General features: G+C 48.4%; 16 protein-coding genes and 1 tRNA gene. 8 read left to right on the forward strand and 9 right to left on the reverse strand.

The genetic code is table 11. From position 1 onward, the window contains the following. Positions 1–42: 42 nt before the first annotated feature. The 4 genes from V4534_06475 (at position 43) to V4534_06490 (ending at position 4055) form a co-directional block, all read left to right on the forward strand. Positions 43–1803, forward strand: coding sequence for an asparagine synthase-related protein (locus tag V4534_06475; GenBank protein MES2504507.1), 1761 nt, complete (start codon positions 43–45; stop codon positions 1801–1803). Between the two features lie 78 nt (positions 1804–1881). Then, positions 1882–2367, forward strand: coding sequence for a type II secretion system protein (locus V4534_06480; protein MES2504508.1), 486 nt, complete (start codon positions 1882–1884; stop codon positions 2365–2367). Then, a complete protein-coding gene (locus V4534_06485) occupies positions 2364–3296 on the forward strand; it encodes a hypothetical protein (protein MES2504509.1) in 933 nt (310 codons plus the stop codon). Before V4534_06480 ends, V4534_06485 begins: the two co-directional genes overlap by 4 nt. A 57-nt stretch (positions 3297–3353) precedes the next feature. Next, a complete protein-coding gene (locus V4534_06490; protein MES2504510.1) occupies positions 3354–4055 on the forward strand; it encodes a hypothetical protein in 702 nt (233 codons plus the stop codon). A gap of 1 nt (position 4056) precedes the next feature. Here V4534_06490 and V4534_06495 read toward each other — a convergent pair whose 3' ends face one another. The 4 genes from V4534_06495 to V4534_06510 form a co-directional block, all read right to left on the reverse strand. Further along, on the reverse strand, positions 4057–4476 hold the full coding sequence (locus V4534_06495; GenBank protein ID MES2504511.1) for a hypothetical protein: 420 nt from the start codon (positions 4474–4476) through the stop codon (positions 4057–4059). Positions 4477–4530: 54 nt separating this feature from the next. Then, the gene (locus V4534_06500; protein ID MES2504512.1) at positions 4531–4944 is read right to left on the reverse strand and encodes a hypothetical protein; all 414 of its coding nucleotides are present in this window, start codon (positions 4942–4944) and stop codon (positions 4531–4533) included. A 44-nt stretch (positions 4945–4988) separates the two neighbouring features. Next, positions 4989–5372 (reverse strand): hypothetical protein, encoded by a 384-nt coding sequence (locus V4534_06505; protein ID MES2504513.1) that lies wholly within the window; start codon positions 5370–5372, stop codon positions 4989–4991. A 149-nt stretch (positions 5373–5521) separates the two neighbouring features. Continuing rightward, on the reverse strand, positions 5522–6802 hold the full coding sequence (locus tag V4534_06510) for an AAA family ATPase (protein ID MES2504514.1): 1281 nt from the start codon (positions 6800–6802) through the stop codon (positions 5522–5524). Here V4534_06510 and V4534_06515 point away from each other — a divergent pair. Together V4534_06515 and V4534_06520 are read left to right on the forward strand one after the other, a co-directional pair. Next, on the forward strand, positions 6783–7946 hold the full coding sequence (locus V4534_06515; protein MES2504515.1) for an endonuclease/exonuclease/phosphatase family protein: 1164 nt from the start codon (positions 6783–6785) through the stop codon (positions 7944–7946). The genes V4534_06510 and V4534_06515 overlap by 20 nt on opposite strands. Before the next feature lie 62 nt (positions 7947–8008). Further along, positions 8009–9280 carry an outer membrane beta-barrel protein gene (locus V4534_06520; GenBank protein MES2504516.1) on the forward strand — a complete coding sequence of 424 codons (1272 nt, stop codon included), beginning with the start codon at positions 8009–8011 and terminating at the stop codon, positions 9278–9280. Here V4534_06520 and V4534_06525 read toward each other — a convergent pair. Together V4534_06525 and V4534_06530 are read right to left on the reverse strand one after the other, a co-directional pair. Next, a tRNA-Lys gene (locus V4534_06525) sits at positions 9281–9357 on the reverse strand. It abuts the gene before it with no gap. Beyond that, a complete protein-coding gene (locus V4534_06530; protein ID MES2504517.1) occupies positions 9335–10030 on the reverse strand; it encodes a hypothetical protein in 696 nt (231 codons plus the stop codon). The genes V4534_06525 and V4534_06530 overlap by 23 nt, the downstream gene beginning before the upstream one ends. Here V4534_06530 and V4534_06535 point away from each other — a divergent pair. Next, on the forward strand, positions 10009–11160 hold the full coding sequence (locus V4534_06535) for an alanine--glyoxylate aminotransferase family protein (protein ID MES2504518.1): 1152 nt from the start codon (positions 10009–10011) through the stop codon (positions 11158–11160). The two genes, V4534_06530 and V4534_06535, sit on opposite strands and share 22 nt — an antisense overlap. A 40-nt stretch (positions 11161–11200) precedes the next feature. Here the strand turns inward: V4534_06535 and V4534_06540 are convergent, their stop codons facing one another. Genes V4534_06540 through V4534_06550 form a run of 3 tightly spaced genes read right to left on the reverse strand, consistent with a single transcriptional unit; the run spans position 11201 to position 13479 of the window. Then, a complete protein-coding gene (locus tag V4534_06540; GenBank protein ID MES2504519.1) occupies positions 11201–12058 on the reverse strand; it encodes a ParB/RepB/Spo0J family partition protein in 858 nt (285 codons plus the stop codon). Continuing rightward, positions 12055–12834 (reverse strand): AAA family ATPase, encoded by a 780-nt coding sequence (locus V4534_06545; GenBank protein MES2504520.1) that lies wholly within the window; start codon positions 12832–12834, stop codon positions 12055–12057. The genes V4534_06540 and V4534_06545 overlap by 4 nt, the downstream gene beginning before the upstream one ends. A 6-nt stretch (positions 12835–12840) precedes the next feature. Then, positions 12841–13479, reverse strand: coding sequence for an RsmG family class I SAM-dependent methyltransferase (locus V4534_06550; GenBank protein MES2504521.1), 639 nt, complete (start codon positions 13477–13479; stop codon positions 12841–12843). 576 nt (positions 13480–14055) lie between these two features. On the opposite strand from V4534_06550, the gene dnaN reads away from it, so the two are divergent. After that, positions 14056–15180, forward strand: coding sequence for a DNA polymerase III subunit beta (gene dnaN, locus V4534_06555; protein MES2504522.1), 1125 nt, complete (start codon positions 14056–14058; stop codon positions 15178–15180).

The raw sequence follows: 15180 nt of genomic DNA on the forward strand, positions 1-15180 counted from the left end.
GAATCACACCAATTTAAACAGCAGCTTTGTATAATCAGCCGCATGAATGCCTTCGCAGGTTACATTTCACTCAGCAGCCAAGCTGTACTCGAGCAAAAAATACACTATATGGCGGAAAATCTGGTTCGCTACCAACCAGACGAGCAACATTTTTTTGGGGACCACCGCGCCAGATTTGTTCAACTGGTGCGTTACAACACACCCGAATCAAAAAACCACAAACCACATGCCGGCTATCTGCACGACATTCGCCTGGATGGTGAATTTGAAGGCAGCGATGCAGATTTCGCTCTAAATACTTTTAAAAAACACGGCGTCGAAGGTTTCAAAAATTTGCGGGGCGATTTTGCCCTCGCCCTTTGGGACAATGCTTCTGGCGAGCTAACCTGCCTCAGAGACGCGGTAGGGCAGCGACTTTTATACTACACCTACCGTCCAGGAAAGTTTTTGGCCTTTGCCACCACCATCCGTGCCTTAACTTCGTTGCCGGAAATCAGGCAACGCGCCAATCAAGACAAGGCCTCGGAATTTCTGATGCTCATGAGTTCCGCACCCGAGCAAACATTTTATCAAGATATCCATCGTCTTGCCCCTGGCCACAGCTTGCACCTAACCAGAGGACAGCTCACGACCAAAAAATTCAGTCATTGGCCCATCATTAAACCGATTCACTTTGCCAAGCCTCAAGATTACGAAGAAGCCTTTTTAGAACTATTTGCCAGCGCCATCAAAAGCCGGTCTCGAAGTCTGTATCCCATAGGCGCCCATTTGAGTGGTGGCCTGGACTCGTCCTCTGTGGCTGCCCTTGCCGCGCAAATGGGACAAACGATCCATACCTATAGCGCATTTCCCCCCATTGGCTTTACTGGACAACAAAAACCTGGTTGGAATCTAGATGATACCCACCACGTTCTGTCGCTGACTCGAAAAAATCCAAATCTAAAACCAACCATTCTGCGCTCCGAAAATAAAAACCTATTTTCAAACCTGAATGACAGTTACCCCTATTTGGACGGACCGCCCCTAAATCCGTGGAACCGTGTTTGGACGGACGAAATTTTCGAAGCCGCGGCAAAAAACAACGTTAGAACTCTTTTAAGTGGCGCCATGGGAAATGCGACAATTTCTTGGCATGGCCACACCGTAAAACAACAGCTAGGGCGCCTCGCGCGCCAAAGCACCAACTGGCTGGGTCGGCCCTGGGCTGAGGCCCTTAAGCAATGCGCCATTTCTGAAAAGGCAGCGAGCGCAAAAAAAGAAATCTTTCACAGGCACCACTGGCGCCTACAAAATCCTCGGATGGCCATGGTCAGCGGCGGCCTCGTCCAAGAGGCGCTGGCTTTCTTTAGTGCAGAAAGAGCGATCTGGGGCATCGAAGTCCGTGATCCCACGCACGATCAAGCCTTGGTCGAATTCTGCCTTGGCTTACCGAACAACCAATTTGTAAGCAAAGGCATGAACCGCAGTTTGATTCGCCGATCAATGAAAGGCTTTCTGTCAGAAGAGATAAGGCTTCGAGTCGACAAAGGGGACCAACTATCTCACTGGCCAATTAAGATAGACGAGACGTACCATCAAATGAAAGAAGAATGGGCCCAGTTGGCGGTTTGTCCCACCGTATCTCCGTTAGTAGATGCTGCGCGCCTTTCGGGAATGATTGAAACTTGGCCCAAACTTGAGGTAGGCTTGCGTGAAACGAAGGGAGAATATCGGACTGTCTGGCTTAGAGCCTTTTTCTTGGCCCGATATGTCAGTTGGATTGAACATGGTGGAAGAAGAAAAGAAGGCCTGGGTAGCCCCTGAAATTATTTTAATCGCAGACGTCAAATTGGAGACAGAATTCAACTTTGGCGGCTCAGGCGATTTGCAGCTATTGGGTTCATGAAACGCGGATTTACCATTGTCGAGCTCGTTTTAAGCATCGCCATTTTAGGCGTTATCGCTTTTGCGGTAGCACCTGGCATTAAGGCAGCAGTCGATAACTACGTCTTAATTACCACGCGAAGACAAGGTGTTACCGAAGCTCGAAACGCCATGGAGCGCATGATTCGCGAGTTAAGGCTCTTGCCAGCCAGCGCTCAATTAACCAACATCGCTGCTACATATGTGGTCTTTCAATACCCGGTAGGAACTACCATTCTCTACTATAGCTACGCAGGCGGTTTATATCGGAACTCAGACTTGCTACTCTCCAATATTACTAGCCTCAATTTTGCCTATTACGACCAATCCGGCGTGGTTACCGCCACACCCGCCAACGTACGCAGCATTGAAATTAGCCTTACCACCGATTTACCCTACACCTTACGCACACGCGTATTCATGCCCAATACCGGCAACGAATATCAAGGGTTTAGCCAACAATGAGAGGAACTTCATTAATTGCAGCAGTGGTCGCTATCGGCATTATCGGTACCATGTCCATGGGCCTGCCTGTATTGGTCAGCGAAAACCAAGCTTTAAGAACAGGCCAGTTGCAAAACACGCAAGCCTACTATTCCTCCAGAGCCGGGCTAGAATTCGCCAAACGTCAATTATTTTTAGATGCGGTGCTCAGCACGATTCCGGCGAGGCAGTTTGTAGGCACATCCTGGACTTTCACGCGCACCGCGGGCACAGTCAGAGCGGCAGGCACTTACGGTAACTCGACAGATACATTCTCATACAGCGGAGACGTTATTTTCTTGGTAGCCAGCGCCACTAGCACTAGCACCGGCACCACCTCTTTAGTCGTCAACGTTCCAACGGGCACTCAAAATGGCGACACCATGTTAGCGGCCGTCACAGCACGTACCAATGCGGTCACATTTACCACGCCCGCCGGTTGGACCTTGGTGTTGACACAAACGCAAACCAGCGCGAATACCGGCGTGATCAGAATCTACCGAAAAACTGCCTCTGGCTCAGAGCCGGCTTCTTATACCTTCACCTTGAACTCAAATCAGGACGTCGTAGCCGGCATTTTAACCTTCAGAAATGCCAACGCGACAAACCCCATTGACGCCTCTGCTTCGGCCGCCACCGCTTCCGCCACCGCGCAGGCGGCACCAACGGTAACCACAACCGTGACCGACACCATGATCGTCACCTTTCATGGGATCAACCGGGGCACGACGTTTACGGCTCCTACGGGCATGACCGAAATTTTTGATATCCGAAGCGACGCCACCACCAATGGCATAACGCTCCTGGCCAGCATGGTTCCCAAACCCACCACCGGCGCTTCAGGAACCAAAACAGCGACAGCTGCTGCAGCGCAAAGAGGTCAAACGGTCACGGTTGCGCTGGAGCAATAGCCGATCATGAACTAAAAGCCGCGCCACCAAGCGTTGTTCTCCGCAGGAGAACGATTAATGAAAAAAAGAACCCTGGCAGCTTTCATGCTTTCAAGCAGCCTACTGTGCGCGCACGGTATAAATGATATTTCTAGAGAATTTGGCAACCGGCTCGCTGACACCTTCCATCAGATACTTCAAAGTATGGAATACAAAATGGGAAATCGATATGCGGAGATGGGTATTGATAGCAAACTCGTCAACTATCTCGAAGATCGCATAAGAACTACAGCAATAGATGAATTCGGCACCGAACACTTAGATAAAATTGCCGCCAAATGCTCAGCCAGAGATCTCGATCTAATCTACGATTTCACTGCAACAACGGTTAAAAAATATGTCGTTAAGCTAGGCAATATCATGAAGGCACCGCTGCCCTTCATGTCGGACGAAAAATTCACCGCTCTATGCCTAAAGACCGCGGAACAAGTTCACACTGCCTTCGAGGCATCAGGGCAGCTCGAAAGCTATCACAGCGCCATCAAAGAAGGAAATTACGAACTGGCGACAGACATCGTTAAAAAAACCCTTAAAGGCAACGACGCCATCGCCAACTTGGGCATGGTGCTGCTGGTGTTTTTCATGGAAGCCCAGGACATGATTTCCAAGCACTTCAAAGAAGATCTGGAAGAGTTAGAAGGCACACTATTTAAAAAAGGCGCATTAACGCCTTCCTGCAAATCCCTGATAAAAGGACCCAGCGCCGAAGAAGAGCTTTAGCCTAAAAAGCGACAGCACGAGCGGTACAGCTCATTCGAAAAATGGCTGCGCCGCTAGCGAGATCCTCTCCCTTTTCCACAACGACCCGGGCATCAAAAGATTTTTCATCCCCCAAATTGCCACCGCCCAATTCCAAACCCGGCACAAAAAATCGGATCCGATACGCGTCAGGCGTTTGCGCTTCAGTCCCAAAAACCCAAAAGCCAAGCGGTATCCCGGAGCGCCAAACAGCGATTTGATCACCCGCTAAGCCAAGCGACATTTGAGTTGAATGAAACGAAAGGAGTGGCTTACCTGTGATACTGCTTTCAGAAAACGAAAGGCTCTGGCCTTCTGGTCCCTCACAGGAAATCTGCCAGCTCGCAAGTGACATCGCGGCACTTAAAAAATACAAGGCAAATCCAATCAGCGATATTTTCATGCGATGACAGTAGCATGAGCTCACCGGGTGTTTTCAAGAAAGATCAACACCCTTCTAAGGCCTATCCGCACAATGCCATTTGCCGCGCGATAATATGCAGTTGTAACCGCACACCTCTTTCTTGCCCCGGCTTTGATGGCATTCGAATTTTTTTGGCGCTCCCACGTGAACATCGATATCGCCACCAGTAGGCGCAGGCGCTATACTAGCCGCCTGCGGCTGACTCACCGCCTCAACCGGCGGTGTTTGAATACCCAAATAGCCTTCCCGATAGCCGCGCCTAAAAATTTCTTTTTGTTCCTCGCGGCACTGCGTCGCATATTGGGTATTCATCAAACGCTTTCGCTGGGCATCATTTCGACCGAGCGCATAAGCACTTTCATGGTTGCAATAATTCATCTGAAAAGTTTCGCGCATGCTCGCACACCCACCGAGCAGAACCAATATCAGTAGCAATAACGATTTCATGTAACAAAGCTAACATGTCAAATCGCAATGCCCAAATCTCGGGCCTATTCATTTGGTTCAACAAAACTTGCTCCGACAACAGCCCCGCCCAGCACCACGCCCATAACACCTAAAAAGCCGCTTTCGGGCACAAGCACCAAAACAAGCAGACCAAGTGGTATTGACCAAGAAAGGCCCCAGGCGAAATCAACATTTCTTGAATCAGTGCGCGGGTGTTGAACAATCGTCGTTTCGGCGGCAATCACAGAAACAAAGAGAAATCCCATCATCAATACGAATGTTTTCATATAAGAAGAAACGAAACCATAACCAGTGTTACTCCGCTCAACAACCCAGGCTGTTGAAAAAATTTCATCGAAGTGCGACAAAGAATGTATGCCTAAATATGTATTATTAATTATTTCGCTTGCTACAAGTTCGTTTCTCATGACCTATTCCATACAAACGCAATGGTCAGAAGGAACTAAGTGGGTAATTGAAAATACGAGCTCGCCTTGGTTGCTCCATGCAGTCTCAGCGCCTTTCTCGCATACGGCGCCTATGTTATAGCTAATTTTTATCCATTGCGGAGGCAAGGTTAAACTGGAGGCTTTTCAGCATCGGCTCTTGGAGCCTCTAACTGTTTTTCTAGCGCTCTTATAGCGACCATTCTTTCCAACTTCTGCCGCTTGTCTCGATACTCTTTTTCTGCTCGCTCAAGCAACCAAGCTTCACTTTGAAAACGAGCATCAAAGAAAAAGCCCCAATGCTCCGCACGAACAACCGCATCACCCTCTTTGGCCTCATTAACCGCTAATTGAACCGCATTTTCTGCAACTTGCTTGATGCTATCTGGCGGCACGACACCTAAATATGCCTTGAGATGGTCCTGTCTAAATTTGTCTTCCGCCTCTATAGCAATCGCCAGCTTCAGACCAAGAAGCCTGTTTTCAGTCGTGATAGCATCTTTCGTGAACGACAGTAGCATGCGCATGAAAGTCGCCTCATCAGGCCCCCTGACCCACACCTGGTTTTTGAACCTTCTCTTCAAAGCACCCTGCGTATCGCCCTCCAAGTCGCTCACCTGATTGGAAGTAAAAAACCAAAGACAATGCGCCGAATCTCCACCCAGAATCGTTCTAAACGCGCTCTCCAACTCTTCTTGCGCCGTCGAATGATAGTTACTTGTGCCAGGTGTCAACGCCCGCATGAAAAACTCAGCATCGTCCACCAGAATGACGTTCACTCGACCAGGTTTAGATAAATTTTGCCTGCACAATGAAGCCGCGAGCCGAAAGTTGGCGGCCTTTGCCAAAACTTGACTCGGCACACGGTAGACTTTGAATTGCGGCCAACGGGCAAGGCTTTCACCCACACCCGTTTTTCCTGTGCCAGGCTCCCCATAGAGCAAAACGGTGGATTGTTTCAAACCGTTCCTGGCATGAGCCAGCGCCCGGTAAACGACAGCATCCAGTTCTTTCTTGGTTACCGCATTAAAAATGAAACTTTCATAGTCTTGGGCGTCATTAGGCTCCACAATGCTCACATGCTCCCAGAACTCGCCTCTTGGCCCCCCCCCTTCTACAAACCAAGTCCACGCTTTTTGCAAAGAAGAAAGGCTTATCTGCTCTGAAAAAGGCACGGCAACTGAAGACAAAAGCATCACCGCGAATCTAGCCCGCGGCCGTTCATGCAAACCAGCAATGGCATTTGCAGCAAACCAGGCAATAAACTTGCCTTGCAAAAGTAGATAGTCGGAAGTTGAGAAAGCCGTCGGCGTCCCGTTAGCGCAAGATGCAAACAAAGCAAATGCAATAATGCGAATACTCAGTTTGTTATACGAATAAAAAAGGGACATCATGATAAAACGAACCAGCATCCTGTTTCTATTTCTGACTGCGCTACAATTGCTCGCCACGCCATTCAAAGTAGCCACGTGGAACATCAACAGCGACCGTCGCGCAGAAGAAGGAACCAACATTGATCGGCTTTTCGAAGGCCGTTTTAAGCTGGAAACCCGAATTAACGCGATCATGCAGACCATAAAGGACGAAAAGCCCGAGCTGTTATTTCTTCAAGAAATCGATCCTCAGGGTTGGGACAAGGTGTATGAAGCGCTCAAAGCAGAGGGTTACCACGTCCATAAAACTCCCTACAACGCGAACGAGAAGGCATTTTGGCTAATGACCGCCATTAATCCCGGGCGTTTTAAGTTCTTGGACAATGGAACTCATTCATTGGTTAACCCACAACTGTTGGATCCAGAGCAGCTGCACAATGTGAAAAATCACGAGGGCAATTTAAACACAGATTTTCACAAAATGGTGGCATACGCCAAGATCAAAGACCTTAAAGAGGGCCGGGAATTTTTCACGTTTAATACACACCTGGGCATAACGTGGGAACACAAGGTTCGTGCAACCAATGAACTGATCTCCACAATCCGAGAAATTGCAAAAGGTGAACCAAGCCTTTTGGCGGGAGATTTCAACTCATTCTCAGATGAACTACTCAAAGAAGACACAGAAGTAACCGTCAAATACTCCATGGTGCCCTTGAAAACACAGTTCGATACCCTAATGAGCCATATGAAAACAGCTGATTTGAATAGCATGACTCAAAAGAATGACGACTCTTTGCACGTGCTTAATCACGATGGATCAGCAATGTTGCCCAGCTCATTTGTCTTTTATTTGTACGATTTCAAAAAGGGAACCCTTTCCGGGCCTGATTTCGTGCTTCACCAAGAGATATTAGACGGAAAGTCTCAACTGTCAGAAGACAAACAAAGAGAGTTTTTAATTACAAAGCTGGGTAATCGCTACCCTTTCAGTGGAAGATTTGACCACATTTTTGGGCAAGGCTTCAGTGAAGTGCCAGGAACAGCAAGAATTGTCATTGAGGATATCTATCGTTACAATCCGTTCAAACTGGCTGAAGACATGTTGGATGGTGTCATACCGCCATCCGACCATTTGATGTTAGCAACAATGGTAGATTTTGCGGTGCAGTCTAACGACTAGGCTTTGCTCGATCCTGGCTCACGGGCCGGGATCACGGATTTGAAATCGTGGAAATATACTCAATGGCGAAACTAATTCTAATTTCGGTATGCCTCTGCGCAACTTTGTTTGCTGCACCTGATTTCTCATGGCTGAACGGAAACTCCCGACAAACAGATTTTCCGCTTGAGACAAAATATTTTACCGGCCAATTTATCTTCGACGCCAATTACGTCTATGACTTCGCCAGCCCCGCGGACCATTCACTAGTAGGCTCCAGCAACACAGGTCGTACCAATGAACTTCAAGTCCAACAGTTAGGCATTGGTGGTGACTTCCACTTTAAAAACGTCAGAGGCAGGCTCATGACTCAGTTCGGCCTATACTCAACAATGACCCCCAGAAGCGACCCAAGCCCAGCTCGAGGGCAATGGCAGCTCGACGATGCCTATCGATACATTTCAGAAGCTTATGCGGGTTACCATTTCGATCTTTGGCAAGGCGTTAACGTAGATGCCGGCATATTCATGTCTTACATAGGATTGTGCAGCTACTACAACTACGAGAACTGGATTTATCAGATGTCGTATGTTTCCTCGAACACGCCGTGGTATTTTAACGGCGTTCGCATCCAGGCGTTTCCCGTTGAAGAAATCAAGCTTGAGCTCTGGCTAATTAATGGTTGGCAATCATATGGAATGTTTAATCAGGCACCAGGCGCTGGGGCTCAAATTTCTTGGCGACCGGGCGATCGTTGGGCCTTGGTAACCAATAACTATTTCGGCTACGACACAGCAGGCACACCAGGCCGGATCCGATTACACACTGACAATAGCGTTCAACATAAGTATTACGACAATCCAAATTCCTGGCTAAGTAAAGCAGCTTTTTCGCTTACTGCGGATCTGGGCTGTGAAAGCGGGGGAGGCATTGCATGCGGGGAGCAATACTTCGCTGGTCTAATGGCCTATAACAGATTCTGGTTTTGGAAAGATCAGCTGGGGCTAACACTAGGAACGGGGGCAATTAAAAATCCAGGGCGATATTTGGTTGTAGTGCCAGCAATTAATGGCGCCACAGCAGCCTCAGGCACCCCTTATTTTAGCCTTAAACCAGGCGACGATTTCTGGGCCTGGGACGCATCTGCTACCTTTGACTATATGCCAAACCAATTCTTGACGCTTAGGCTCGAATACACCCACAGAGAAGCCAGCGTTCCATATTTTGCGAGCACAGGCGGCATCACGCCGCCAGGTGGAAATCATGGCACACCAACCACACTAATACAAAACTGGGAGCCCGACCTATCCAAGTCAGAAAACCGGGTCAACCTGGCGCTGCTGGTAAGATTCTAGTGGTGGGTCGTCACGGATTCGAACCGTGGACCAACGGATTAAAAGTCCGATGCTCTACCGGGCTGAGCTAACGACCCACACTTTGGTGCCGTTTTGTGTAGTCATGAAACCATCTTCTGTCAATGCAGTTTTCTTAACAATTGCGAGCGCCACAGGCCCATCGCTCTCAAACTCGCTCACCATCGAACTTACCTCGGGTGAAGCGCGTAAAGCTTCGAAATCTTCCTGTGCACATCGAAACGCGACTAAAATACGTGAGACTTTGTCATAGGTATTTAGCCGGGAGATAACTTCTTGGCCAATATAGCAACCCTTGTTCCAAGAAATTAGTTTATCCAATCTCAGCTCAAATGGATTATTAGACTCACAGATTTCATTCGAGGCTTTAGGCAAACCTCGCGCGATTCTTTGCTCCTCAGAAAGCCGGATTAACTCAAATCCAGGATTGTCGTTCAGCGATGACACCGATATTTTTTCCGCGAACCAATATTTTTCCAGCCAGCCCATTAACGTCGACGGCTCCTCGTGTGCACTCATCAACATCCAACGATCTTGTTCTAGCTGATACTGGCGCACTACGTCGACAAGTCTGCCCTTAGAATTAACAAAGCAATTCTCCACGACGGCACCGACTGGCACGTTCAAAATATCCCTAGTTGAAAGTCGATGCAAAAATGCGGTAGCGTCGGGCCCTGACACTTCTACAAAAGCGCTACAAGGAGACCAAAATGAAATATCGTTTACTTGCACCGGGACCAACTCCTGTGCCGGATCGTGTGTTAAGCGTCATGGCGCGTTCCATTTACCACCACCGAACCCCGGCCTTTGAAAGGGTTTTCGCTGATTGCATCCAAGGTCTCAAGTGGGTGTTTCAAACCAATTACGATGTTTTGGCGCTATCTTGCTCCGGAACGGGTGCCTTCGAAGCCACTTTCCAGAATTTTTTCTCGCCCGGAGACAAGATTATCAATCTCTCCAACGGTAAGTTCGGCGAACGCTGGGGCAAAATGGGCACCGCCTTCGGCCTAAACATGGTCTCGATTGATACCCCCTGGGGCCAGAGCCCCAAACCGGAACAAATTTTAGAAACTCTGGAAAAACATCCAGACGCCAAGGCCGTATTTTGTGTTGCCAGCGAAACCTCAACCGGCTCAAGAAACCCCTATGAAGCAGTCGGCCAAATGCTGAAAAGCCGTCCGGGCTGTCTATTAGTTGTCGACGCCATTACCGCGCTAGGCGTGTGGGATATAAGCCCCGAACGCGACGGCATCGACATCCTCATCACAGGCTCACAGAAGGCCCTCATGCTGCCTCCAGGGCTCGCTTTCCTATCAGTCAGCCCTAAGGGGTGGGAAGCGAACCAAACGTCGAAAATGCCGCGTTTTTATTTCGACTTGGCCAAAGAAAGAAAAGCGCAAGCCACCAACCAAACAGCGTACACGCCAGCGATTTCCCTGATGACAGGTCTACAAGAAGCGCTATTAATGATGCAAGAAGAGGGCTTGCAAAATATTTTCGCCAGACATGCCCGCATGGCGAAAGCCGCACGAGCAGCCATGGCCGCTCTCAACCTAACGCTATTTCCAGACACACCAGCTGACTCGCTAACGGCCGTTAACGCCCCAGAAGGCATTAAAAGCAACAGTGTGTATACCGGCCTTAGAGATAGAGCCAACCTAACCATCGCCGGCGGGCAGGACCAACTCAAGGGCAAGATTTTCCGAATCGCGCACCTGGGCTATTTCGACGACTTAGATATTTTAACGGTATTAAGCGGCCTAGAAATCATCCTAAGACAGGAAGGCTACACCAACTTCCAACCCGGTGCCTCCATCGCAGCCGCCAGCCCGATCTTAGCCGAAGGCTTCGTCAAGGCATAACGCTCCTATACCCTCTCCAACTCCGTTGGGGAGGGTTAGATTATGCTTTTCGTGCGGTGATTTGATCTACCAGGTCGTTCAGTTGATCGATGCTGCCGAAATGAATGACCAATGAGCCTTCGCCCTGGTTATTTCTCAGCTCAACTCTCGTGCCAAGCACTTGCTCTAAGCGCCTACGCACTTCTTTTTCTTCACCAGACTCCAGCTTCTTTTTAGAAAGAGGCTTCTTCTGATGCTGTTTTTGCGCCACTAAAGTCTCGACAGCGCGCACACTAAGGCCCTGCTCTACGATCTCGCCGGCCATTTGCTTGATCAGATTTTGATCGTCCAATCCAAGCAAAGCCCTGGCATGGCCCATCGTGAGTTTTTTCGAAACCACACTGTTTTGCACATCCAACGGCAGCTTCAACAGACGCATCGCATTGGTAATTGTGCTGCGTTCTTTACCGACAGCTCTCGCCACCTGTTCTTGGCTAAGGCCCTGCTCTTCGATTAGGCGTTTATAACTCTCAGCTTCTTCAATAGCATTAAGATCTTCGCGTTGAATATTTTCCACTAGAGCTAGGGTCAACAAATCCTTATCGGCAACATCCGAAACAACGCAAGGCACCGTTCGAAGGCCTGCAAGCTCCGCTGCTCGCCATCTGCGCTCGCCTGCGACTATCTCATAGTAGCCCTTACCTTTGCGCACCACAATCGGTTGTAGGACGCCATGAAGTTTGATGCTTGACGCCAGTTCATCCAGCGCGTCCTGCTCAAAATATTGTCGCGGCTGGTTAACGCTGCCTCGAATCTCATCGATGGCAATGCTTACCAGTCCTGTTTCGCCTTTAGGCTCGCTTTTCGGAATTAACGAACTCAGACCCCTACCCAATCCAGATTGTCTTTTTGAACTCATTTTGCCCCTCCTTTCGCATGCTGCTTAATTACTTCTTTGGCTAGCGCCCCATAAGCTTTCGCCCCTTTCGAAGACGGGTCATACACGACCGCTGGCAACCCGTGGCTTGGCGCCTCAGATAGACGCACATTTCTAGGTATCACAGATTTGTAAACCATCTTAGGGAAATGTGTCTTAGCTTCCGCAACCACCTGATGGCAAATCTTGTTTCTGGCATCAAACAGGGTCAGCGCCAGGCCATCTATCTTCAATTGTGGATTCAATGATCCTTGCACCAACTCAACCGTTTCCAACAAATGCGCCAAGCCCTCAAGCGCATAATACTCACACTGCAAAGGGATAATAACCCCGTTGGCGGCGGTTAAGGCGTTGATGGTCAGCAGGCCCATAGAGGGCGGGCAGTCCAATATAATATAGTCGTACTTTTTCTCAACGCCAGCCAGCACGCGCTTCAGATGCGTCTCACGGGAGATAGTCCCCACCAATTCGACTTCTGCACCTGCGAGCTGCGTATTAGAAGGCACCAAGTCAAGGCCAGGCACCGAGCTCTCACGTATGACATCCTCTAACTTAGCTTTACGGATAAGCACGTGATAAACCGTCTTTTCGTCAGAAGAAGGCGAGACACCAAAACCACTGCTCGCGTTCCCCTGCGGATCTAGGTCCATCAATAAAACGCTCTTCTTCTGTGCAGCCAAGGAAGCAGCCAAATTCACCGCTGTCGTCGTCTTGCCGACGCCTCCCTTTTGATTCACAATTCCTATAATACGGCCCATTTTCTGTTATTTCCTTGTCTTTGGTTCCACGTGGAACACTGCTACTTGGCGTTTGTGCCCTGGTTCTAGCTCATAATAGTGTTGTCTTTCAAGTACCCAGCCTTCTCTTTCAACGCTTTCTTGCTCCGACAACCAAAAAGCAGCGCGTCCGTCTGGGGCCATGGCCTTTTTTATCAGGTCCCAAGTTCCCTTCGAAAAAGTAGCTCGGGTGATGGCGTAGGGGATATTGATGAGCGACTCCACCCTTTGATTTAGGACTTTCACCCGATTCAATTTCATCTTCGAAGCTGCTAATTTTAAAAAGGCGCACTTTTTGCTTGAAGATTCGACGAGGACGATATCTTGATCTGGCCATATGGCGGCGGCGACTAAACCTGGAAAGCCAGCACCGCTGCCAAGATCATAAATTGCGAAGTCTTCAAGTCCCTCTCCAGTTGCTGAAGAGGGATTTAGGGTGAGGTCCCCAAAGAGCGTCTGCAACCCCAGCAGGCAATCCATATAATGATATAGATAGATATCCTCCGGCCGATGCACAGCGGTCAGGTTGTGAACATCTTTCCACTGCATGAAAATTTCAAAATGCGCTTTGAGGGCGGTTTGTTGGGAATCGTTCAAGCTAAATTTGGTGTTTAAAAAGTTTTCCACAGGGTTTTCCACAGATCAGGGGGACTTTTTCCACAGATCAGCTTTTCCACAGTTCCACAGGTCGCACCTTTTGTCACCACCTGTGGAAAACTATGACTCTAATTTATAGAATCCTGATTTATTAATGGGTTAGAAGAAATAGTTTTCCACAGGGGCTGTGGAAAACCTGTGGAAAAGCTGTGGATAACTCTAAAAAGCCTGTGGAAAACAATTTTAAAACGCGCTGCTTGATCTGGTTTTCCACAGGGTGATCGATCCTCTTTTCCACAGGAGATCGATTCAGAGATCTAGTTTTCCACAGGTTGCCTGTGGAAAAGCTGTGGATAACCTGTGGAAAAGATCGACGTCAAAAGTTTTCCACAGTTTGTCCACAGGTTCTCCCCCGAGTTTTCCACAGGCAAAAAGATGCAAAACTGTGGAAAACTCTGGCTAGAAAAAGTTTTCCACACTTTCCACAGGCCTGATGATGATGATGAGTTTTAATTACTAATTAACTAGATCATCAGATCGGCCTGATCTCATTATTTTGGCAATAAACCCTTGCGGCTAGATCCACAGCGCGTTAATCAGAGGTTTATGGAAATTAGAATAGCTGTATCTGAACTGTCCAAAGCCCTCCAGTTGCTTCAAGGTGTTGCCCAAAAGAAAAATACGATGCCCATATTGGCTCACGTACTTTTAGAAGCTCAAGGCGGCTCTGTGCGTCTCAGTGCGACCGATTTAGATATTGGATTACAAATTGTTAGAAATTGCGAAGTGACTCAATCAGGCGCCATCACGGTATCAGCGAAATCATTGCTTGATATCGTTCGCCTACTGCCCGGCCCTTATGTGACTTTGGTAACTCTGCCGAACCAGCACTTGCTGGTTAAGAGCGCCAAAACGCAAGCTCGCTTGTTGGCGCTCCCGCCTGAGGAGTTCCCTCGCTTGCCGGACATCACAGGCATTACTTTTAATCAGGTATCAACCAAAGCTTTTGTCGAAGCCATTCAAAAGACGATTTATTCAGCCAGTTTGGATGAAAATCGCTATAATTTGACTGGCGTTTATTTGGAGCCAGGCCAGGAAGTGGGGAATCCTTTTGTGTTTGTTTCCACCGATGGGCATCGATTAAGTCGATATATGCTTTCGTTTGGTGAACAAGGAATTGATCTGAAAAATCCGGTTATCTTACCGCGAAAAGGCTTGATTGAATTGATTAAGATTTTGGAGCCTCATTGCTCAGCAGAAGATTATCGATTTGAACTTGGATTTTCGCATCATCAAGCCGTTTTGAAAACGGAAGACGTGCTACTCACCATGCGGCTTATCGACGGAAAGTTCCCGGACTACAAACAAGTTATTCCGAAACTTTCGGATAAAATTTTCAGGGCAACTAGAGCTGATTTTGTGGCTAGTTTAAAACGTGTTTCTGTGTTGACGAGTGATAAAAACCAAAGCGTGAAACTCTCGTTGAAGCCAGGAGAACTCACAGTTTCGTGCGTGAATCCGGAAGCTGGGGAAGTTTTGGACGACGTTCCAATCGAATACACCGGACCAGAAATGGAAATAGCTTTCAGTGTGGCTTATTTGGTTGAAGCATTGGCTTCTTTATCTGACCAAAATGTCATGATGAGATTCACGGATCCATATTCACCTGCTATTGTGACAGGCATCCATGAAGATCATCATTTATGTGTGGTGATGCCAATTCGGTTATAA

The sequence above is a fragment of the Myxococcota bacterium genome (genome assembly GCA_040387835.1).
Classification (GTDB): Bacteria; Myxococcota; UBA727; order UBA727; family JABDBI01; genus JAZKCZ01.